General features: G+C 52.5%; 16 protein-coding genes and 2 pseudogenes. 10 read left to right on the plus strand and 8 right to left on the minus strand.

The window, feature by feature from the left end; translation table 11 throughout:
- Window positions 1-670: pseudogene (locus DXU84_RS25080) on the plus strand (hypothetical protein); the annotation flags it as partial.
- Window positions 670-1,488: a hypothetical protein gene (locus tag DXU84_RS06720; protein ID WP_013578035.1), complete on the plus strand. Its 819-nt coding sequence runs from the start codon at window positions 670-672 to the stop codon at window positions 1,486-1,488. The pseudogene DXU84_RS25080 and the gene DXU84_RS06720, both read left to right, overlap by 1 nt.
- 34 nt (window positions 1,489-1,522) lie before the next feature.
- On the opposite strand, the gene DXU84_RS06725 is transcribed toward DXU84_RS06720, so the two are convergent.
- Window positions 1,523-2,281 (minus strand): alpha/beta fold hydrolase, encoded by a 759-nt coding sequence (locus tag DXU84_RS06725; RefSeq protein WP_153375164.1) that lies wholly within the window; start codon window positions 2,279-2,281, stop codon window positions 1,523-1,525.
- A 787-nt stretch (window positions 2,282-3,068) separates the two neighbouring features.
- On the opposite strand from DXU84_RS06725, the gene pqqU reads away from it, so the two are divergent.
- Together pqqU and DXU84_RS06735 are read left to right on the plus strand one after the other, a co-directional pair.
- The gene (gene pqqU / locus DXU84_RS06730; RefSeq protein ID WP_370461738.1) at window positions 3,069-5,222 is read left to right on the plus strand and encodes a TonB-dependent receptor PqqU; all 2,154 of its coding nucleotides are present in this window, start codon (window positions 3,069-3,071) and stop codon (window positions 5,220-5,222) included.
- 178 nt (window positions 5,223-5,400) lie between these two features.
- A complete protein-coding gene (locus DXU84_RS06735; protein ID WP_013578038.1) occupies window positions 5,401-7,800 on the plus strand; it encodes a glucose/quinate/shikimate family membrane-bound PQQ-dependent dehydrogenase in 2,400 nt (799 codons plus the stop codon).
- 151 nt (window positions 7,801-7,951) lie between these two features.
- Here the strand turns inward: DXU84_RS06735 and DXU84_RS25085 are convergent, their stop codons facing one another.
- The 6 genes and pseudogenes from DXU84_RS25085 to DXU84_RS06765 all read right to left on the minus strand — a co-directional run bounded on the left by DXU84_RS25085 (window position 7,952) and on the right by DXU84_RS06765 (window position 13,574).
- Window positions 7,952-9,754, minus strand: a complete 1,803-nt coding sequence (locus tag DXU84_RS25085; protein ID WP_228388961.1) for a phosphatidylinositol-specific phospholipase C — start codon at window positions 9,752-9,754, stop codon at window positions 7,952-7,954.
- A gap of 175 nt (window positions 9,755-9,929) precedes the next feature.
- Window positions 9,930-10,304, minus strand: a pseudogene (locus DXU84_RS06745) (hypothetical protein); the annotation flags it as partial.
- A gap of 198 nt (window positions 10,305-10,502) precedes the next feature.
- On the minus strand, window positions 10,503-10,742 hold the full coding sequence (locus tag DXU84_RS06750; RefSeq protein ID WP_153375166.1) for a DUF1272 domain-containing protein: 240 nt from the start codon (window positions 10,740-10,742) through the stop codon (window positions 10,503-10,505).
- 212 nt (window positions 10,743-10,954) lie between these two features.
- Window positions 10,955-11,326 carry a VOC family protein gene (locus DXU84_RS06755; protein ID WP_013578047.1) on the minus strand — a complete coding sequence of 124 codons (372 nt, stop codon included), beginning with the start codon at window positions 11,324-11,326 and terminating at the stop codon, window positions 10,955-10,957.
- A 97-nt stretch (window positions 11,327-11,423) separates the two neighbouring features.
- The gene (locus tag DXU84_RS06760; RefSeq protein WP_013578048.1) at window positions 11,424-12,113 is read right to left on the minus strand and encodes a YafY family protein; all 690 of its coding nucleotides are present in this window, start codon (window positions 12,111-12,113) and stop codon (window positions 11,424-11,426) included.
- A gap of 39 nt (window positions 12,114-12,152) precedes the next feature.
- Window positions 12,153-13,574: an MFS transporter gene (locus DXU84_RS06765; protein WP_153375168.1), complete on the minus strand. Its 1,422-nt coding sequence runs from the start codon at window positions 13,572-13,574 to the stop codon at window positions 12,153-12,155.
- A gap of 134 nt (window positions 13,575-13,708) precedes the next feature.
- Here DXU84_RS06765 and DXU84_RS06770 point away from each other — a divergent pair, with 134 nt between their 5' ends.
- A complete protein-coding gene (locus tag DXU84_RS06770; RefSeq protein WP_153375170.1) occupies window positions 13,709-14,614 on the plus strand; it encodes a LysR family transcriptional regulator in 906 nt (301 codons plus the stop codon).
- A 4-nt stretch (window positions 14,615-14,618) separates the two neighbouring features.
- Here DXU84_RS06770 and exoX read toward each other — a convergent pair whose 3' ends face one another.
- Window positions 14,619-15,281: an exodeoxyribonuclease X gene (exoX, locus tag DXU84_RS06775; RefSeq protein ID WP_013578051.1), complete on the minus strand. Its 663-nt coding sequence runs from the start codon at window positions 15,279-15,281 to the stop codon at window positions 14,619-14,621.
- A gap of 388 nt (window positions 15,282-15,669) precedes the next feature.
- On the opposite strand from exoX, the gene DXU84_RS06780 reads away from it, so the two are divergent.
- The 5 genes from DXU84_RS06780 to DXU84_RS06800 are packed head-to-tail and all read left to right on the plus strand — an operon-like array spanning window position 15,670 to window position 21,316.
- Window positions 15,670-16,824 carry a mandelate racemase family protein gene (locus DXU84_RS06780; RefSeq protein WP_037033211.1) on the plus strand — a complete coding sequence of 385 codons (1,155 nt, stop codon included), beginning with the start codon at window positions 15,670-15,672 and terminating at the stop codon, window positions 16,822-16,824.
- A 50-nt stretch (window positions 16,825-16,874) separates the two neighbouring features.
- Window positions 16,875-18,518, plus strand: coding sequence for an ABC transporter substrate-binding protein (locus DXU84_RS06785; protein ID WP_370461740.1), 1,644 nt, complete (start codon window positions 16,875-16,877; stop codon window positions 18,516-18,518).
- A gap of 41 nt (window positions 18,519-18,559) precedes the next feature.
- A complete protein-coding gene (locus DXU84_RS06790) occupies window positions 18,560-19,576 on the plus strand; it encodes an ABC transporter permease (protein ID WP_049804371.1) in 1,017 nt (338 codons plus the stop codon).
- The gene (locus DXU84_RS06795) at window positions 19,573-20,478 is read left to right on the plus strand and encodes an ABC transporter permease (protein WP_013578055.1); all 906 of its coding nucleotides are present in this window, start codon (window positions 19,573-19,575) and stop codon (window positions 20,476-20,478) included. The genes DXU84_RS06790 and DXU84_RS06795 overlap by 4 nt, the downstream gene beginning before the upstream one ends.
- The gene (locus DXU84_RS06800) at window positions 20,450-21,316 is read left to right on the plus strand and encodes an ABC transporter ATP-binding protein (RefSeq protein WP_112151589.1); all 867 of its coding nucleotides are present in this window, start codon (window positions 20,450-20,452) and stop codon (window positions 21,314-21,316) included. Before DXU84_RS06795 ends, DXU84_RS06800 begins: the two co-directional genes overlap by 29 nt.
- The last annotated feature ends 7 nt before the right edge of the window (window positions 21,317-21,323 follow it).

Here is a 21,323-nt window from a genome sequence, read left to right on the forward strand (position 1 = left end):
CGTACACCTCTACGGCGGCGAACGGGCGGCTAAAGAAGTGGAGATGTTTAAGCAGGAAAAACCGGATTGGGTGGATGTTGGGGTATCCGTGGAGAAATATAAGCCGATTAAAAAACTATCCAAACCACAAATCGTCCAAATTGACCAAGGCTGGCCAGACATTAAAAACATGCCTCACCGCAAAACACCTTTGAATGGGAAATTTAATACTTTCGATAATTCCATGACAGGCGTTGAAATTCCCCCGGGTGAAATTATCTATCGGGTCATTGACCCAAACTCTTCAGACAACAGCATCTGCTGGATGCGTAAGGCAGAGTTTGAAAAACTGACATCGAAAAGTGACTGGCGTAAAAACTTTGCCGTATGGAAAAGCTGGAATGAAAACGGGGAATATGTCGTTTACACCGTTCCGCCGGGGCAACCGCTTAAAGTCTGGGAAGGTCGCGCTGCAACACAAGTTAATGAGAATGCCAAAGAATATTCGCTGGAAGGTGGAGCGGTACAAATCGTACTGGACCCGTCGCAGCTTAGAAAAGAGTTTACCGGTGAGCGGCGTAAAACCGGCTGGGGCTATGGTGATGTGGCCGGTGACCCTGTCAGCCCTTATCTGGGGCTACCGAAGCTAGAGAATAAAAACAACTGGTATGAACCAAAAGGAAAAGAATAATGGGTATTTTACATCCGCAGGAATGTTACTTTTTAGAAAAATTTATCTCAGCAGAACATTATGCCGAAACCCGTGATGCCATTATTGCTTATATCGATGCACATGAGGAAGCACTGGCAAGATATAAACGTGAAATGCCGCTTAACGCCAGAAAGCTCCCACAGTGGCAACAGGCCGATGTGGTATGGGAGTCTCGGGTGATGCCTAATATCAGGCCAATGAAAGAACGATACATGAAAGCTTATATCCTACGAACTCATAACGATATCAAAGCATTCGATATCGGTCATGCTATGAGCAATATTAACAAAGGTATTGTCGAGTTTTGGAATGGCTGGATGAAGGAGGAGGATATTTTAAATATCTCTGAATTAGAATATAAAGCATCAGCATTAGACAATAGACTGTCATATACTTTGCGCGGCAATTGGGACGACGGGGATTTGACCTATACCGGCTGCGGAAGCTTATATTCAAACATTGAACTCCCAGCAAAAATACCTTGTTATGAACTTGATCCTTCCGTAAGAATAGAAATAGGACAAAATCCCGAACAAACAGGATTCTATCTTCCGGATATTAAGTTTGCACCAGCCCGGTTTATTCCCGAGGACTTTGGGCAACCAGTCCCTGCATCTCAGGGCATCAGGCGCAGTAACTGGTCAGACCCAGACACAGGTGAAAAAGATTACGGTTGGGAAGAAACTGAGTGGACCGAAACCGGCTGGACCCTTATCCGCCGGGTTGAAGGCGAATTTATCGATGTGCCGCCAGAAGGTTTTTTCCCAAAAGGATTACCGGAAGAATTATACGGCTGATCAAAGTGTTCGCCTTAGTCCGCCGTCAATAATTTTACTTCACTGCCCCCATTGCCGCCTGCTCAATCAGTGCGGCCACTTCTTTTGGATGTGATTCATAAACGGAATGGCTGGCGCCTGCGATTTCCACGGTGTGGCTGTGTGCGCGTTTGGCGTACATGCGTTCTAAATCAGGGTTAATGATCTTGTCGGCCTTCGCCACCATGTACCAGCTCGGTTTCACTTTCCAGGCCGGATCAGGAATGTTCGCAGTAAATACGCTGGCGGATGTCAGCATCTGGGCCTGCGCTTCAAATTCAGCCTGTTTACGTGGCAGGTCTGCGGCGAAATCAGACGGGAAATTGGCCGGATTGATGTACAGGAAACCGTCCGGCGTTTTCACAAACGGATGCGCGGAGTTCGGGTATTTCTTACCGTTAATTGCTTCGGTTTCCCCGTTGTCCAGCGCATGCGCCGCGATATACACCAGCCCCGCTACGTGCGGATCGTTGCCTGCTTCAGTAATAATCGCGCCGCCATAACTGTGGCCGACCAAAATGGCAGGGCCGTTTTGCCTGTCCAGAATACGTTTAGTGGCTGCAACGTCATCGGCAAACGACGTCAGTGGTTCCTGTACCAGTGTCACTTTATAGCCATCGCGGGTCAGAATGTCATACACCGGACGCCAGCCAGAGCCGCCAACAAATGCGCCGTGAACCAGCACGATATTTTTCACTGGCGCAGCGGTGGCTGCCTGGGAACCGAACGCCGCAGTGGCGGCAAACAACAATGTTGAAATTACACGTAAACGCATGGCACGACCTCTTTTACTGTGATCAGAAATGAAACTCAGTGTGTGATGCCACTTTGCGTGTGGCGCTCTGACAGAGGAGTGACCTGCGGATGACAAAAAAGTCATAAAGCCGCTGACCCGCAGGATGCGGTGAAAACGTTTCCCCGGCTTTATTTGCGGGTATTTTAAGCGCCGTGAGAATTCTCCTTTTTATATCTTTTGTAAAGACGCCACGGTTTCATTACACGGAACTTATCGTCTGAAAAAACAGCGATGAATATGCCGCTGTCTTGAAATAGTGGTCTATATTTATTCTGAGGTCTGCGCGTTCGTCTGGATTTCGAAAGATAAAAAGGAATTAGCCAGCTGAAAATATTCTCTGATAAATACGCATCAGGTGCATTTTTGTTTTCCGGTAAATCACCTAATTATCAGCAGGTTGTATATTGTGTAATCGTTACCACTCAGGCGCAGATAAATACCGGGAGATCGTTGGATGATTTTTCGAATGAAAGCGGATGTTTATTTTGTATCGGAATATAAACGCTATCAGACGAATAAAACCCTGTATTTTGCGCGGAGATAGAATTTGAAAATGGCCTCAGATGTACACTGCGTGCGGTATTTTGTTAAAAAGTTATATTTGTAAAGTTGCGTATGTACTAACAGGAAGAAAAAATCTATAGTGAGCCCCTTCACGGCTCTCAATCAGATTGGTCAATTTATGTCTACTTCTTATGTCCAAAATTGAGAGATGCGTCGTATTTTTTGACTCAACCTTTTAACGTAAAACAAAAGAACTCATAAAGTGAACGCCAAAACCTCTGCTTTTATCATCACGTTTTTGTCATTTTTTAACCCGGTATCAGTCAGTTACGCCCAGTCTTCGACAGCGTCGCCGAAAGATGATGCGGGTGACACCGCCGGCTCATCAACAATGATGGTCATCAAGCGTGAAAGCACCGGTAAATTATCCGAACTCGATACCCCGGCGGCAGTCAGCGTGATTGATGGCGGGGATTTCAGAAACAGCAAAGCGCAGGTCAATCTGTCTGAAAGCCTTGGCAGCGTCCCCGGTTTACAGGTTCAGAACCGCCAGAACTATGCGCAGGATCTGCAACTTTCCGTTCGCGGATTCGGCAGCCGTTCCATGTATGGCGTGCGTGGTGTGCGTATTTACGTTGATGGTATTCCGGCCACCATGCCGGACGGGCAGGGACAGACCTCCAATATCGATCTGAACTCGGTAGAGCGTGTTGAAGTGCTCCGCGGGCCGTTCTCAGCGCTGTACGGCAACGCCTCCGGCGGCGTGGTGAACGTCGATACCCAAACCGGTTCACAGCCTGCCAAACTGGAAGCGGGCACTTATTTCGGCAGCTACGGTTCGTTTCGTAACAGCGCCAAAGCCAGCGGCGCAACCGGCGACGGCACCCATGCCGGTGATGTGAATTACCTGATTTCCGGTTCCCGTTTCACCACTGACGGCTACCGTGACCATAGCGGTACGCAGAAAAATCTCGGCAACGGCAAACTGGGCGTGCGTATTGATGATGACAGTACCCTGACGCTGATGTTTAACAGCGTGTCCGTGGATGCCAACGATCCGGGTGGCCTGACAGAATCTGAATGGCATGATGACCCGAAGCAGGCCAAACGCGCCGATCAGTACAACGCCCGTAAGAGTCTGGATCAGACACAAGTCGGGTTACGCTATCAGCGTCAGATGGGCGAAAACGACGAGTTCAGCCTGATGACTTATCACGGCGAACGCCACACGACGCAGTACCAGACCATTCCGGCGGCATCGCAGAAAAATCCGCTGAACGCGGGCGGGGTGATTGTTCTGGAACGTAAGTATTCCGGTGTGGATACCCGCTGGAAACATGACGATCAGATAGGTTCCGTACCGTTTTCCGTCACCGGCGGGCTGGATTATGAAACCATGACCGAGCGTCGTTTCGGTTATGAAAACTTCAATGATGAAGGCGATCTGGGCGTGAAAGGCGACGAACGCCGTAACGAAAAGAACGTGATGTGGAACCTCGATCCCTATCTGCAAACCACGTGGAACCTGACATCGCGCTGGACGCTGGATGCCGGTGCGCGTTACAGCACCGTGAGTTTCGACTCGCAGGATTATTACATTACCGGCAGCAACCCTGATGACAGCGGTTCGCGCCGTTATCACAAACTGCTGCCGATGGCGTCCCTGAACTATGCCGTGACGCCTGCACTGAACACTTATATTTCGGCCGGGCGCGGTTTCGAAACGCCGACCATTAACGAGCTTTCTTACCGCACCGACGGTAAATCTGGCCTGAATCTGGGACTGGAACCTTCCACCAGTAACACCGTGGAACTGGGCAGCAAATGGCGCGTGGGCAACGGTTTAGTGACCGCTGCCGTCTTCCAGACCGATACCGATGACGAGCTGATTGTGGCACAAAGTGTCGGCGGGCGGTCAAGCTACACCAACGCCGGTAAGACACGCCGTCGCGGTCTGGAACTGTCGTTAGATCAGCAGATTGAAGAAAACTGGCGCGTGAAAATGGCCTGGACGCTGCTCGATGCTACTTTCCGCAACGAGACCTGTGGCGCGGGTGATTGCACACCAGCAGGCAACCGACTGCCGGGTATTGCGCGCAACATGGGCTACGCTTCTCTTGAGTGGGCACCGGTTGACGGCTGGCACGCGGGCGCCGATGTGCGATACATGAGCGACATTGAAGTAAACGACGAAAACAGTGAACAGGCCCCCGCTTATACCGTGGCCAGCGTGAATGCGGGTTACCGCTTCAACTGGAACAAAGTGACGCTCGATTTGTTTACCCGCGTCGACAACCTGTTCGACAGAAATTATGTCGGTTCTGTGATTGTTAATGAAGGCAATGGCCGTTATTTCGAACCGGCACCTGGCAGAAACTACGGTGGCGGCGCTACGCTTTCTTATAGTTTCGAATAACTTTTAGTCAGTACGTTCAGTCAGCAGAACAATGAACCACGCGGTGCTGCCCGTTACCTGCACTTTTTGAAGCGGGGCAGCACATGCAAGGAATGACACCCGGTGAGAACCGGATGTTCTTGAAGATTCGGGCTATGCCTGAATCGACGATTATAAAAAATCAGTAAGGTCATCAACTATGGAAACGAAAGCCTCGTTATCACGCATCGTCGTCATAATTACCGCTTTGTTCGCCGCGTTAAGCGGGATTTATCTTCTTGTCGGCGGTATCTGGCTGGCAAAATTAGGTGGTTCTCTTTATTACATTATTGCCGGTGTTATCTCGCTGGTTACCGCGTGGTTGCTGTATCGCCGTCGCTCTTCTGCATTACTGCTGTACGCAATCTTCCTGTTCGGCACCACGGTGTGGGCGGTGTGGGAAGTAGGCACAGACTTCTGGGCACTGACGCCGCGTTTAGACGTCACCTTCTTCCTGGGCCTGTGGATCCTGCTGCCGGTTGTGTATAACCAGATGCTGGCGAAAAACGCTTTCGCACGCGGCGCTCTGGCCGTTTCCCTGCTGTTCACCGTGATTGTGCTGGCGTACTCCGTCTTCAACGATCCGCAGGAAATCAACGGCACCCTTAAAGCTGCCGATGCTGCACCGGCGGCAACCGATTCCGGCGTTCCTGCCAGTGACTGGCCGGCCTATGGCCGTACTCAGGGCGGTACCCGTTACTCGCCACTGAACCAGATCAACGATAAAAACGTCAGCAAGCTCGACGTGGCCTGGACTTTCCGTACCGGTGACCTGAAGACCCCGAACGATCCGGGCGAAATCACTGACGAAGTGACGCCAATCAAAATCGGCGACATGCTTTACCTGTGTACGCCGCACCAGAAGCTGTTTGCTCTGGATGCCGCGACCGGTAAAGAGAAGTGGAAGTTCGATCCGCAGCTCAATTCTAACCCGACCTTCCAGCACGTGACCTGTCGCGGTGTGTCTTATCATGAGACCACACCTGCTGCACAAGGTGATGCGGCTAATGGCGCAGCGCCTGCTGTCTGTTCACGTCGTATCATTCTGCCGGTCAACGATGGCCGTCTGTTTGCGCTGGACGCTGAAACCGGCGCACGTTGCCCGGCATTCGGTAACAACGGTGAGCTGAACCTGCAAGGCAACATGCCTTACGCAACGCCAGGCCACTACGAGCCAACGTCACCGCCAATCATCACTAAATCTGTGATCATCGTGGCGGGTGCGGTTACCGATAACTACTCAAACCGCGAGCCTTCCGGCGTGATCCGTGGCTTTGATGTGGAAACCGGTAAACTGCTGTGGGCCTTCGATCCGGGTGCGGCTGAACCGAACAAAATCCCTGAAGATGGTCAGCACTTCACGCCAAACTCCCCGAACTCATGGGCGCCTGCGGCTTATGATGACAAGCTGGATCTGGTCTACCTGCCAATCGGCGTAGCGACACCAGATATCTGGGGCGGCAACCGTACTCCGGAAATGGAACGTTATGCGAGCGGCCTGCTGGCGCTGAATGCGACCACCGGTAAACTGGCCTGGTTCTATCAGACCGTTCATCACGACCTGTGGGATATGGACGTTCCGGCGCAGCCAACGCTGGCTGATATCACTGACAAGAGCGGCAACAAAGTTCCTGCGATTTATGTACCGACCAAAACCGGTAACATCTTCGTGCTGGATCGCCGTGACGGTAAGCTGATTGTTGACGCACCTGAAAAACCTGTTCCGCAAGGCGCAGCGAAAGGCGACCACGTTTCTCCGACTCAGCCGTTCTCCGAACTGACTTTCCGTCCGGAAGCCAAACTGACCGGTAAAGACATGTGGGGCGCAACGATCTATGACCAGCTGATGTGTCGTGTGATCTTCCACAAACTGCGTTATGAAGGCACCTTCACACCGCCATCCGAGCAGGGCACGCTGGTGTTCCCGGGTAACCTCGGTATGTTCGAGTGGGGCGGTATTTCTGTGGATACCGACCGTCAGGTGGCTATCGCGAACCCGATCGCACTGCCGTTCGTGTCTAAACTGATCCCACGTGGTCCTGGCAACCCTATGGAGCCAGATGAGAACGATAAAGGTGGTTCCGGTACTGAGACTGGCATTCAGCCACAGTACGGCGTGCCATTTGGCGTGACGCTGAACCCGTTCCTGTCTCCGCTGGGCTTCCCTTGTAAACAGCCTTCATGGGGTTACATCTCCGGCGTTGACCTGAAAACCAACGATATCGTGTGGAAAAAACGTATCGGTACCGTGCGTGACAGCTCACCATTACCGCTGCCGTTCAAAATGGGTATGCCAATGTTGGGCGCACCGATTTCTACCGCCGGTAATGTGTTCTTCATCGCAGCGACCGCAGATAACTACCTGCGTGCATTTGATATGAGCAACGGTGACAAACTGTGGGAAGCTCGTCTGCCAGCAGGTGGCCAGGCGACCCCAATGACTTACTCTGTGAATGGCAAGCAGTACGTTGTTATCGCAGCAGGCGGTCACGGTTCGTTCGGCACCAAACTGGGCGATTACATCATCGCTTACGCACTGCCAGACGCTGACGCTAAATAATTAGCTGTCATAAGCTCTGAAATCTGAAAGGCCACCGTAATGCTTAGGGTCCCTCAGCGCTACGGTGGCTCCTTGTGGAATGATTTTAACGTTCTTCATAGCAGACTCAGCGTTTTCTTCTTCTCTCACATGGTTCATTTTTTCTCAAAAACTAAATGTCCCTGAAATTAGTTTTAATCACTTTTTGTGTGATCCTGCCTTCATAATAATAATCAGAAATGACAATCCCGCCTGCTTCTTTACGCGGTATTATATAATTCGCGAGTTCTGGGTTTTTATCAACTGCGTATTCGTAAGGGCTTGTTCCTACTTTACCTGCAATGCTTGTAAAGTTAAGTGTTAACCAACCTAGCCTGTTATTACTAGCGGAAAAGTTCCATGCATCTCTGATAGCATGCCACTTATAAACCTCATTGTGTTCGTTATATTTATCTTGGATATGCAGAAAACCAGCAATGTCTGATACACCATTGTCCTTCCAACCCGAAGTATGAATCCCCATACTACTGCCAGCGAATCGGCTTATCAGAACTATTTTCCCACGTATCTCTCCGAGTTTAGGAACTTGATTTCCTACATACCAATGATCTTTATTATAGTATGATTTTTCAAATGTCTCGGCAAAACCCCGGGAACATTTAGACTCATCATATTCAGGTTTAACACTTATAATAATGCATTCGCTTGGGTTTGCAGCCAAAAATGAATAACAGGCATTCAAAACATCACCGAACATATGATTGAGATAATAACGGTCGTGATGCATGGCGAAAACATTCTCAATGTGCCTACAACGGGCATCAATAAATCTTATACCATCGGTTAATTGCTTGTTTATATTATTTACATGATTTTGTGTGACTACAAGTGCTGGGCCACTGATTCCAAATGTGCTGGAATCATGGGTCCCCGGAATTGAGATTTGATTAAGAGGGGTATCATCGTGGAAATAAGACATCCATTTGGTCGGTTTTTCGCTATTGTACGCAGCTACCTCGCTATCCCAATGATTCACTAACACAGCAGGAGCAGGTGCCTGCTCACTAGAAGGAGTATCAGGGAAAAACCAGCCTGAAGTATTTGGGCTACCTGTATCTTTTAACCGGTATATGCTGGCTTTAGAATAACCAATATAGATATCACCGGTGCTACCATCATCTGTAAAGTCTTTTGGAAACCTTTTGGTTCCCAGCCTGAAACCATGGAATTCCCATCTATCATTAGATTTTTTATCGGTTGGGTAGTACCAGCCGTGTTCTGCCGGATTGCCCGTTGTTTTAAGCTTATAATAGCCATCAGTACTTAAATAGTAGCATCCCTTATCACCATACTCACTCCATGTTTTTGGTCTATCTTTAGTGCCAGAATTATATCCTGAAAATGACCAATTCTCGTTACTTTGATTTTTATCTGGGAACCACCAACCATGAGCCGAAGGTTGCCCCGTTTTCTCCAACTTATAATAATATTCTCGATTGTTCGTAGATGTACAGTAGATATCACCTTTTGTACCTGCATCACCCCAGTTTTTAGGTTTTCTGAAACTGCCTACTCTTTCCTTACCTATAAACTCCCATTTATCATTTGAAAGTCCACTTGCTGGAAAATACCAGAGACCAGTTAAAGGGTTACCTTCAACCTTCAAGCGATAATAACCGTAATTCTCTTCATAATAAATAGATCCGACTTTGCCATATTCGTCCCATACCTTAGGGTCTGCCAATGTCCCAGAATGAAACCCGGCAAATAAAAAATAACTATTATCTTTTGCAGATGTCGGATAATACCAATTAAGTTTGGAGGGGGTTCCTGTTTTTCTAAATACGAAGTAGGCTTCTTTTCCTGCTAAATGCTCAAGGTAAATGTCATTTATATTGCCTTCCATCCCCCAGGTCTTAGGATCAAGAAAACTACCCTTTGTGGCAGCTTGCAAACTATTAAGCGAATCGCTCATGTGAATTTCCTCTTTCAATCAGCCTGAATATTTTCAGAGTGACAATAAACGGGCTATTGTAAAGATGATAATCATTTTAACATAAAATAAATAACATAAACTCAGTCAGGATAATAAAAAATATTACCGGCGTATAAAAAATAAAATTATATGCTCTCTTCGTGAATTAAGCTCGTTTAATCGGGTAAAAGCCATTGTCGGCTATAAAGGGCAGTACGTCGTCGAGCTGCCGCTGACTCAGCGGATGTCCCTGTTGTTTCTCAATGCAGGCAGGGGTGTTTTTGTAGTAATCGCAAATATGGAAATCACCCTTATAGGTAAATCCTTTCCCCTCCATGCACTGGTAATACAGCACCGTTTCATTGTCGGTAAAAGAAGGTTCCGGCCCCGGAAGCGGGACGCCGCATTGCCCCATCGCAACACGCGCGTCATCTATGGTGCTGCCAGGGCGCTGCCACTGCGTTAAATCAGGCGGGGGCGGACACCCGGTGAGCAGAAAAACCGAACCGATCAGTGCAGATGAAGAAACCAGAGAAGTGATGCGGGGCATAAAAATCCTTTTTAATAATAATGTTATAGAATTCTTTGACTCCCTTTATGCAGCGGGAGTGGCAGGAGAAGGATAACTTTAGTTCAGTTTCAGGAAACAGAAGCGTTTATATGTCCTGAAGTAAGGAGAAGACAGATGACCGTTGTTTTGGATGAAGGCACGCCAGCGGCTGAAACTCTGGCGTGACACTGCGCGGAACTAAGAAGCACAGCCCTCTGGCTTAAATACCCGTGTTATGGACGCCGGATTATTGGCCAGTTTATTGGTCGGTCTGCGCGGACGGGCAACGAGTTCTCCGCCACAGTTGGGGCATATCCCGTGAAGTTTGTCTTCGGCACAGGTTACACAGAATGTGCATTCAAACGAGCAAATTCTGGCATCAGCAGCAGGGGGGAGATCGGTATTGCAACACTCGCAGTTGGGTCTCAGTTCCAGCATAGAATTTATCCTTCAACAGTATGACTTCAGGGATAACCATCAGACGTTCGCCGGTCTGTTTCGTCATAAACATATCCTGAAACAGGTGTTTGGGAAAGATCCGGCGCAAGGACTGACCGGAATAACGAAACATCTGCGGCAATCGCTGGAATGCGTATCAGAACCCGTTGATTTAAGCAGAGCGCCTGTGAGGGCGCTCCGGGTTGAGCTGTTTACTCTATCGACAACCGGTAAACCCGCAGGCGATACCCGTCAGGATCCAACGCGAGAAAGGTATAGCCGAAATCCATCTCAACAGGTTCCTGCATTATCTCAAGTCCCTTATCGCGCCAGAGAGAGCAGAGAGCATCGACCTGTTCATTGCTGTCAGCAGAAAAGACGATCTCACCATTTCCGGCATAACCTTCAGCGGCGGGTTCGACAGTATGCTTTGACCAAAGGCCCAGCCTCATCCCTGAGGGTAGAACAAACATGGCGAAAGTGGCTGAAGCCTCAACGGGTTGTTTTTCCAGAAGGTCTTCATAGAATCTGGCGCTGACCTGCGGATTGTTGACGTACAAAATAACGAAGTTTGAATCAATCATTAGTGGCCCCTCAGGAATGAAAAGACATCCGGTTTGATGTCTGTTACTGAGTATCTTAGTGGCCACCACTGCCAGTTTCTGTCAGGAGTGATTCGGGTTACTGAGGTGAGATTTGTTCCTTATCCTGCCACTCTTTCAGCAATCTCTGACGCCGCCTTGGGTAGCGCTCATCCGTTCGTTTGAGAGACATAATGCAGTCGGTGCGGAAATGACGAAAGCTCTGACGCGACTCGCACCATGCGATCAGTATCTGAACCTGATCGAAATAACCGAGGGCAAATGGCCAGATCACCCGGGAGGAACTTTCATTTTTCAGGCTGCGATAAACAATTTCAATTTTACGTTCGTCTTTAATTGCCTGACGGATTTGCGGTAATAAGGCTGCGTCTGCGCCAGAATTGTCTGCTGGGCCGATGAGTAAGGTTGTCGATTCCAAAGACATGCGCAGATCTTCGGGCAGCACCGCTGCAATTTTGGCAAGCGCGTTTTTTGCTGCCGCGCTCAGTTGCCCGTCGCTACGTCTGGATACCCAGCGGGAACCCAACACCAGTGCCTGGATTTCATCCTCAGAAAACATCAGAGGAGGAAGCATGAAACCGGGGCGCAAAATATATCCAAGCCCCGGTTCGCCCTGAATATCGGCTCCCTGCTCCTGCAATGTTGCGATATCCCGGTAGAGCGTTCTGACGCTGATATTGAGTTCCGCAGCCAGCGTTAACCCGGTCACCGGAAACCGGTGGCGGCGGAGGATCTGAATTAAATCAAGCAAACGCTGGGAACGGGACACGGTGTTACTCTCTTAGGTATCGGTTATCTATTATTTCCATTATTTCTCCGCCTGCAAGTGACCGCGCTGACCTCGCAGGCGGCTGAGGCTTATCACACTCGCCAGCACCGTGGCCATCACCGCCACCCATAAACTGACCTGCACTGCCCGGGCCTCCTGCACCACACTACTGGCAGAATAAATTGTCAGGATGACCCCGACGCACGCGGCACCGAGACACTGGCCGAAGGTGCGCATAATGGCCAGTACGCCGGAGGCATAACCGCTGTTTTCCCGTGAAGCGTTGGAGAGCATTTCACGGTTGTTCGGGCTCTGGAAACAGCCGAAGCCCAGTCCGCAGATAAAGCTTCTCAGGCCGATATCCCAGACCTGGGGTTGCGCGGGAAGTTGCGCGAGTAACAGTAATCCCACCGCAAATACCGCCAGACCCACAGTAGAAATAATGGCGGCCGGATAACGGTCGGCAAGGCGTCCTGCATGCGGTGCCGCCAGAATAATCCCCAGCGGCCAGGGCGTGAAAAGTAATGCGGAAACAAAGGCGCTGTAACCGTAAACGCTCTGAAACAGGAACGGCAGCGCGACAAAGGTGATGCCCTGGCTGACGAATGAGGCCAGCGAGGTGAAGGCCGCCAGCGTGAACCGCGTGGAGGCAAACATGCCGAGCGGCAGCAGCGGTTTTGGCGCCCGACGCTGACGCCAGACAAAGGCCACGCCTGCAATTATCGCCGTCAGACCATAGGTTAAGGCGGTGGCAAGTTTGTCATTTCCCGGATGCGCAAAGGATTCTGCCGCCATAATCAGCGCGCCCAGTGCGACTGCCGATAAAATCGCCCCGGCAGTATCAAACGGCTGGCGCGTACTGGCGGGGTTTGATGGCACCACGCGCAGCGTAAGAATGACCGCAATAATGCCGAGCGGAATATTGATCGCGAACAGCCACTGCCAGCTCATCGCCGATAATATTGTCCCGCCCAGCACCGGCGCGACAGCGGTGCTGGTGGCGATCATCAGAGCATTCAGCCCCAGTATTCGTCCGAGAAGGCGGTTGGGGAAAACGGAGCGCAATATCGCCGGGCCAATACTCAGCGTGGCTGCTGCGCCAATTCCCTGAAGCACCCGCATGATAATCAACATGTCGAGCGATGATGACAGCGCACAACCCAAAGAGGCAAGGGTGAACACCGTCAGTCCGGCGGCAAACAGCGGACGGAAACCGATGCGGCTGGCCAGCGCGGCGAAGATTGCCAGTGTCATGGACGCCGACAGCAGATAACCGTTCGACACCCAGACCGCTGCACCTGCCGAGATATCCAGTGCATGTGCAATCTGTGGCAGTGCGATGTTGACCATCGAACCGTCGAATACCGCCATCGTTGCCATGATCATCACGGCGGCCATGGCAAATCCCCGTTCACGGCCGGGTAATCCTTCATCGCCTGGTTTGTCGGAAAATAATTCCATAACGCATTCGCCTTATTGATATTGAGTCAGGTAACTATACCGGCAGGTAATATAGTGCGGAAGACGCAGCATCTGCACTTAATACCTGCACCAAACGCCTTCTCTCATTATTGCCGTTGCGTTACTCTGTTCAGATGACTGAACCCGATCTGAACTTACTTATTGCACTTGATGTGCTGCTGGCTGAAGCAAGTGTAGCCGCTGCTGCCCGACGTCTGGGATTAAGCGCCTCTGCCATGAGCCGTACACTGGGTCGCCTGCGCGAAACCACCGGCGATCCGCTGCTGGTGCGCGCCGGACGAAATATGGTGCTGACGCCTTATGCCGAAGAAATCCGCCAGCGCACCCGGAATGTGGCGTTTGAGGCGCGCGCCCTGTTGCGGCCTTCATCAGCAGATTTCAATTTAGCCAGACTTGAGCGTACTTTCCTGATCCGTTCCAACGATGGTTTTGTGGTGGCATTTGGTGCGGCGATGATTGCCGCTGCTGCGCAGGTGGCCCCGTCCGTATGTCTGCGATTTATGCCAAAACCGGAAAAAACCTCCAATGCGTTGCGGGAAGGGCGGGTAGATCTTGAGATTGGTGTTTTAGGCGAAATGGGACCGGAAATTCGTTTGCAAACTTTGTTCCGCGACAGGTTTATGGGCGTGGTGAGAAAAGGTCATCCGCTGGCGCTTAAGAAAACGATTACCGCGCACGAATACGTGTCGTTCGGGCATGTTGTCGTTTCACGTCGCAACAACACTTACGGACCTGTGGATGACGCGCTGGCCGAAGTCGGGCTGAAAAGGAAAATTGCCGCCGTCGTGCCGGGTTTTTCCGCCGCCCTGGCGATTGCGCAAAACTCCGATCTGGTGGCGCTGATCCCCGCGTCATTCATGATTGCTGAGCCAGACCGGTTATATGCTTTCGAACTGCCGCTGGAGACCCGTGAAATCACGATTTCCCAGATGTGGCATCCGCGTTCAGAAGTTGACCCTGCGCACCGCTGGCTGCGGCAACTGGTATTGGGTGTGTGTCGTGATAATGTGCCGCTGTAACGCGTTACTCTACCTCCAGATAATGCCTGAGTGTCATCCGCAGGTCAGGCGTTAATTCTTTGATGTTATTCAGCATCCAGCGCAGGTACATCGGGTCGTCTTCGGCGATTTCAGCAATTTTTCTGCCGCGATATTTCCCAAACATCATGGTGCTCACCAGCGCAGGGCGGCCGGTAATGGTCACCATTTCTTCCGGTGTCCAGCCTGATTCATCCATGATGCGGATAAGTAACGCGGCGGTGATGTAGCAGTCAAACAGCGCGCGGTGATGATGCAGATCCGCAGGCGTTGCCACGTCCAGCTTGAGGGATTTGTAGAGCGCCATGTTGCTGTATTTGATCCCCGGCCATAAACGGCGGGAAAGTTTCACGGTGCAAATCCAGTCACCCGGCATATCGGGTAGCATGCGCTGGTCAAAGCTGGCGTTATGGGCCACATAATATTGGCTGCCGTGATAACGCGGAATGATCTCTTCAATCCACGGTTTGTCGGCCACCATGGCCTCGGTAATTTTGTGGATGGCCATTGCCTGATGGCTTATCGGCCGGTCGGGGCGCACCAGATCACTCATCGGGTTGACGATTTTCCCGTCTTCAATGTCGACCGAAGCCACTTCAACCACGCCGCCTTGTAATCCACAAGTTTCCGTATCAATAACGCGCAACATATTCCACTCCGACTGGTCAGCAAACACCTTCTAAAAACGTTAGCCTAACGGATTGACTTCCTCGTGCCCACTTTTCTCATCACAAAGTAAAGGCCGCAATATCCCCCTACATCCCATCCGTCTATTTCCTGTACAGATCACACTTCCCCTCACTTTCGTGAAAATGCTCACATTCCGTCGTGCAGATGCCCAAATCTACCGGCAAATTTTCGGCTTTTAGCCGTGGAAATGCGTCACCAAACTGGCTAAGTTCAATAATGAAACGCTATTTTATTATTGTTGGATTGCGGTTTTAAAGAAGTGTGAGTGTGCTCACACTGCTGAATGGACGCGCAATGACGAAGCGCTCTGAAGGGCGTTAACTCTCTCAGTAATGGCAGGTATCGCTGTGAAAATAAGTTCTGTTGAAGTCTCTGTTTTTACTTATCCGACCCGTCGCGTTTCTGACAGCGCGGGTCATTCTCATCCGGGTGAAGAAAGTCAGGCGAAAATGGCCATGTTAACGATCACCACTGACGAAGGTGATTGCGGGTATTCGTTCGCACCCCCAGAAGTGGTGCGTCCGCATGTGGTGAACGCATTTTTCAGGAAAGTGCTGATAGGCCAGAACCCGTTCGACCGCGAACGCCTCTGGCAGGATCTGGTTCACTGGCAACGTGGCAGTGCGCATCAGCTGACCGAGCGGGCACTGTCGTTTGTCGAGCAGGCATTGTGGGATCTTATTGGCCGCAAACTGAATATGCCGGTGCACAAACTGCTGGGCGGTTTTCGCGAAAAAGTCCCGGCTTACGGCAGCACCATGTGTGGCGACGAACTGAAGGGCGGGCTGTCGACGCCGGACGAATTCGGGCAGTTTGCCGAAAAACTGGTGGCCCGCGGTTATCAGGCTATCAAGCTGCACACCTGGATGCCGCCGGTGGCATTTGCGCCGGATCCGAAAATGGACATCAAAGCCTGTGCCGCCGTACGTGAAGCGGTCGGGCCGGATATCGAACTGATGCTCGACGGCTATCACTGGTACAGCCGCAGTCAGGCGCTGACCATCGGTAAGGCGCTGGAAAAACTCAACTTCGCCTGGTTCGAGGAACCGATGGAAGAAGAGAGCATGGCTTCTTATGCCTGGCTGGCGGAAAACCTGTCTATCGACGTGATCGGGCCGGAAAGTCTGGGTGGCAAGCACCACAGCCGTGCGGACTGGGTGAAGGCCGGTGCCTGCGACATTTTGCGCGCCGGTGCCAACGGTGTCGGCGGCATCTCGCCGTGCATGAAAGTCGCCAGTCTGGCGGAAGCTTTTGGGATGGACTGCGAAGTGCACGGCAACGGCGCGGCGAGTCTGGCGGTGGTCGGCGCAATCCGCAACTGTCGCTGGTACGAACGCGGTCTGCTGCATCCGTTCCTGGAATACGACGAACCTGCTGCATACCTGAACAGCATTGTTGACCCGATGGATGAACACGGCTTTGTTCATCTTTCTGACCGCCCCGGCCTCGGAGAGGACATTAATTTTGATTACATAGAAACCCATACCGTCAGCCGCGACTGACCTGCGGGCAGAAAAATAATAAACCTCTGACTCTACCCGGAAGGTACATCATGAACTCTGGCAAACCGTGGGGCGCATGGCTTTTCGCGCTCCTGCTGATGACGGCTGGCTGGACGGCGCAGGCAAAAACGCCGCCCGACCAGCTGATCATCGGCATGAACATGAATAACCTGTTAACACTCGATCCGGCAGCGATGACCGGCAATGATATTGTCGGCATCGTGGTCAATCTCTATGACCCGCTGATTGAGCTTGATCCGCAACAACTCACCAACGTGCGCCCCGCACTGGCGACCTCGTGGGAGGTCAACGACGCCCGCAACCTCATCACGTTTCATCTGCGCGAAGGCGTGAAATTCCACTCCGGCAATCCGGTGACTGCTGACGATGTGGTGTGGTCGATGCGCCGCATTCTGCATCTCAATCTGGCACAGGCCTCGGTGTGGAAATCCTACGGATTCAGCAAAAAGAATGTCGATGAGATGGTGCGTTCGCCGTCTCCCGGTATCGTCGAAATTCAGTTACCCAAACCCAATGATCCGAAACTGGTGATCTACTCGCTGGCCGCGCTCGGCAGCGTGGTGGCGCTGGACAGCAAAACCGTGCAGGCCCATGAAGTGAATGGCGACTGGGGTAACCGCTGGCTGACAACCAACGAAGCCGGTTCCGGGCCATTTCGTCTCGATAGCTGGCAGGCGAAAGATGTGCTGAACATGAGTCGCAATCCGCAGTACTGGCGCGGTGAACCGAAACTGTCGCGCGTGGTATTCCGTCATTTTCAGGAATCCCAGACGCTGCGCCTGATGATTGAAAAAGGCGATCTGGATATTGCCAATAACATGGCGGTGTCTGATGTGAAAGCGCTGAGCCACGACCCGGCCATGCAGGTCGATCAGGTGAAAAAAGGCACCATTTATTACGTGGCGATGAGCATGAAAGAGCCACATTTCGCTAACCCGAAAGTACGCGAAGCGGTGCGCTATCTGATTGATTACCAGGGTATCGGCAAGGCGCTGATGGACGGTTATGGCATCGTGCATCAGCGTCCTATCCAGGTCGGTATGCCTGCCACGTTGCCGGATCCGGGTTATAAGCTGGATATCCCGCGTGCCAGAACTTTGCTGGCGGAAGCCGGTTATCCCGACGGTTTTGATACTACGCTGCGGGTACTGGCCGATCAGCCTTTCCTCAATATCGCGATTGCGGTGCAGTCCACGCTGATGCAGGCGGGGATCCGCGCCAAAATCGTTACCGGTACCGGCAACCAGATTTACGGCGCGATGCGTGAACGCAAGTTCGACATGCTGGTCGGGCGCGGCGGCAGCGGCGTGGAACCGCATCCGCATTCCAGCCTGCGTGCGCTGGTTTACAACCCGGATAACAATGACGCGGCACGGCTGACCAATTTTCAGGGCTGGCGCACCGGTTTCTATGACAAACAGCTGAATGCGGATATCGATCAGGCGCTGCTTGAACGTGACCCCGAGAAACAGAAACAGGAGTATTTCGCCATTCAGCAACGCTACGACGCGCTGATCCCGGCGCTGGTGCCGCTCTCGCAAATGGTTGATTCCATTGTGGTGCGCAGGGACGTCAAAAACTACCTGCCGCATCCTTCTGCCACCACGTTCCTGCGTGACGTCTGGAAAGACGAACCTGCTGACGTGCAGCCAACCGGAGGTAAAGGGTTATGACCATGCAAATTCCGGCTCCTGCTTCAAAGCAAACGGCGCGGATGTCATTCCCTGCCGGGCGCATCGGCAAACGTCTGGTGCAGGTAGCGGTCACGCTGTTCGGACTGCTGCTGCTGACGTTTTTTATCGGCCGCGTGATGCCGGTGGATCCGGTGCTGGCGATTGTCGGACCGGACGCCGACCACAGCACCTATGAGCAGGTTTACCACCAGCTTGGCTTTGATAAACCGCTGTGGACGCAGTTCGGTATTTACCTTTCCGGGCTGGCGCATGGCGATTTGGGCAATGCGCTGCTGACCGGTAAACCGGTGACGCAGGACATTCTGCGCGTGTTCCCGGCCACCATGGAACTGGCGACGCTGGCGATCATTCTCGGTGCGGGCGTCGGCATTCCGCTCGGTGTGCTGGCGGCGGCAAAACGCAACAGCATCGCGGATTATGTGGTGCGCATCATCAGCCTGGCGGGTTATTCCACCCCGATATTCTGGGTCGGCATGATGGGCTTGCTGGTGTTTTACGCCTGGCTGGGCTGGGTCGGCGGTGCCGGACGGCTGGATTTCAGCCTCGACGGACAGGTTACCCGCCACAGCGGTTTTATGCTGATCGACGCACTGATCGCAGGCAACTGGGAAGTGTTTCGCAACGCGCTTAATCATCTGATTTTACCCGCGTCACTGCTCGGTTTTCACTCGCTGGCCTACATCAGCCGCATGACCCGCAGTTTTATGCTGGCGCAGCTTTCGCAGGAATTTATCATCACCGCCCGCGTGAAAGGGCTGAGCGAATGGCATGTGCTGTGGAATCACGCGTTCCGCAACATTCTGGTTCAGTTGCTGACTGTAGTGGCGCTGGCATACGGCTCGCTGCTGGAAGGCGCGGTGCTGATCGAAACCGTGTTTTCCTGGCCGGGCTTCGGTTCGTATCTCACCAGCAGCCTGATGCTGGGCGATATGAATGCGGTGATGGGCTGTGTGCTGGTGGTGGGTATGATTTTCGTGGTGCTGAATTTGCTCTCTGACCTGCTGTATCAGGTCTTTGACCCGAGGACAAAAGTATGACGATTTCCCTTGATTCCGTCACGCTCAGCGCGGGCGACGAAAAACGTCAGCGCGTGAAAAGGGCGTTTGGCCGGGCGGGCCATTTTCTGTGGCAGATGGCGTGTAATCCGCTGACCGCCATCGGTGGCGCGATTGTTCTGGTGCTGATGATTGTGGCGGTTTTTGCGCCGTGGATCGCACCGTTTCACCCGCTGGTGCAGGATTTAAACAATGCGCTCAGCCCGCCGTCGGCGGCGCACTGGTTCGGCACTGACGAGTTTGGCCGCGATATCTTCAGCCGTCTGGTGTATGGCTCGCGTATCACGCTGTACATCGTGTTGCTGGTGTCGGTCACCGTCGGGCCGCTCGGTTTGCTGCTTGGCGTTACCGCCGGTTATTTCGGCGGGAAAACCGACATGGTGCTGATGCGCGTCACTGACATCTTCATCTCTTTTCCGAGTCTGGTGCTGGCGCTGGCATTTGTCGCGGCACTCGGGCCGGGGCTGGAACATGTGGTGATCGCGATTACGCTCACCGCCTGGCCGCCGATTGCGCGTCTGGCGCGGGCCGAAACGCTCTCGCTGCGACAGGCTGACTTTATCTCAGCGGTACGTTTGCAGGGCGCGAGTCCGCTGCGGGTGTTGTGGCGTCACATTGTGCCGCTGTGCCTGCCGTCGGTGATCATCCGTATCACCATGAATATGGCGGGGATTATCCTGACCGCAGCCGGTCTGGGTTTCCTCGGGCTTGGCGCCCAGCCGCCGGATCCGGAGTGGGGCGCAATGATATCAAGCGGCCGTACTTACATGATGGAGTGCTGGTGGGTGGCGACTATTCCCGGTCTGGCGATCCTGATTAACAGCCTGGCGTTCAACTTCTTAGGAGATGGCCTTCGTGACATTCTCGATCCCCGAAATGACTGACGCTCCGGCGTTACTCGATGTGCAGGATTTGCACGTCAGCTTTGTGAATGGCCGTCAGGTCACGCAGGCAGTACGCGGCGTGTCTTTCCAGCTCGGGCGCGAAAAACTGGCGATAGTCGGTGAATCCGGATCGGGTAAATCCACCGTGGGGCGTGCGCTGCTGCATCTGCATCCGTCGAAAGCGCGTATCACCGCCAGCAAAATGCAGTTCGCCGATGTGGATTTGCTGCACGCCAGCCCGGCGCAGATGCGACAGGTGCGCGGTAAGCGGATTTCAATGATTATGCAGGACCCGAAATATTCGCTGAATCCGGTGCTGTGCGTCGGCGATCAGATTGCCGAAGCGTGGCGTTCGCACCACAAATGTTCCTATAACGATGCCAAAAGCAAAGTGCTGAACATGCTCGACGTGGTGCGTATCCGCGAACCTGAACGTGTATACGGTCTGTATCCGCACGAGATTTCCGGCGGACAGGGGCAGCGCATCATGATCGCGATGATGCTGATCACTGACCCGGAAATGGTGATTGCCGATGAGCCGACATCGGCGCTTGATGTGTCCGTGCGTTTGCAGGTGCTGGCGCTGCTTGATGACCTGGTGAAAACCCGCGGTCTGGGGCTGATATTTATCAGTCACGACATCAATCTGGTGCGCAGTTTCTGCGACCGCGTGCTGGTGATGTACGCCGGGCGCATTGTCGAATCCATTGCCGCAACCGATCTGGATAACGCGCAGCATCCGTACACCCGTGGTCTGCTGAACGCGCTGCCGGACATGGATAACCGCCGTTATCCGCTGCCGGTGATGCAGCGTCAGGCCAGCTGGCTGACCGATTAAGGAGCAC

It is taken from the genome of Rahnella sp. RcJ3 (assembly GCF_009498575.1).
GTDB classification, from domain to species: domain Bacteria; phylum Pseudomonadota; class Gammaproteobacteria; order Enterobacterales; family Enterobacteriaceae; genus Rahnella; species Rahnella aceris.

Excerpts from the sequence above, each read along its gene's own strand:
- DXU84_RS06795 (WP_013578055.1), top strand. The coding sequence starts at position 19,573 with ATGACGATTTCCCTTGATTCCGTCACGCTCAGCGCGGGCGACGAAAAA.
- DXU84_RS06725 (WP_153375164.1), bottom strand. The coding sequence starts at position 2,281 with ATGCGTTTACGTGTAATTTCAACATTGTTGTTTGCCGCCACTGCGGCG.
- DXU84_RS06720 (WP_013578035.1), top strand. The coding sequence starts at position 670 with ATGGGTATTTTACATCCGCAGGAATGTTACTTTTTAGAAAAATTTATC.
- DXU84_RS06770 (WP_153375170.1), top strand. The coding sequence starts at position 13,709 with ATGACTGAACCCGATCTGAACTTACTTATTGCACTTGATGTGCTGCTG.
- DXU84_RS06790 (WP_049804371.1), top strand. The coding sequence starts at position 18,560 with ATGTCATTCCCTGCCGGGCGCATCGGCAAACGTCTGGTGCAGGTAGCG.
- DXU84_RS06765 (WP_153375168.1), bottom strand. The coding sequence starts at position 13,574 with ATGGAATTATTTTCCGACAAACCAGGCGATGAAGGATTACCCGGCCGT.
- exoX (WP_013578051.1), bottom strand. The coding sequence starts at position 15,281 with ATGTTGCGCGTTATTGATACGGAAACTTGTGGATTACAAGGCGGCGTG.
- DXU84_RS06785 (WP_370461740.1), top strand. The coding sequence starts at position 16,875 with ATGAACTCTGGCAAACCGTGGGGCGCATGGCTTTTCGCGCTCCTGCTG.
- DXU84_RS06750 (WP_153375166.1), bottom strand. The coding sequence starts at position 10,742 with ATGCTGGAACTGAGACCCAACTGCGAGTGTTGCAATACCGATCTCCCC.
- DXU84_RS25085 (WP_228388961.1), bottom strand. The coding sequence starts at position 9,754 with ATGAGCGATTCGCTTAATAGTTTGCAAGCTGCCACAAAGGGTAGTTTT.
- DXU84_RS06735 (WP_013578038.1), top strand. The coding sequence starts at position 5,401 with ATGGAAACGAAAGCCTCGTTATCACGCATCGTCGTCATAATTACCGCT.
- DXU84_RS06755 (WP_013578047.1), bottom strand. The coding sequence starts at position 11,326 with ATGATTGATTCAAACTTCGTTATTTTGTACGTCAACAATCCGCAGGTC.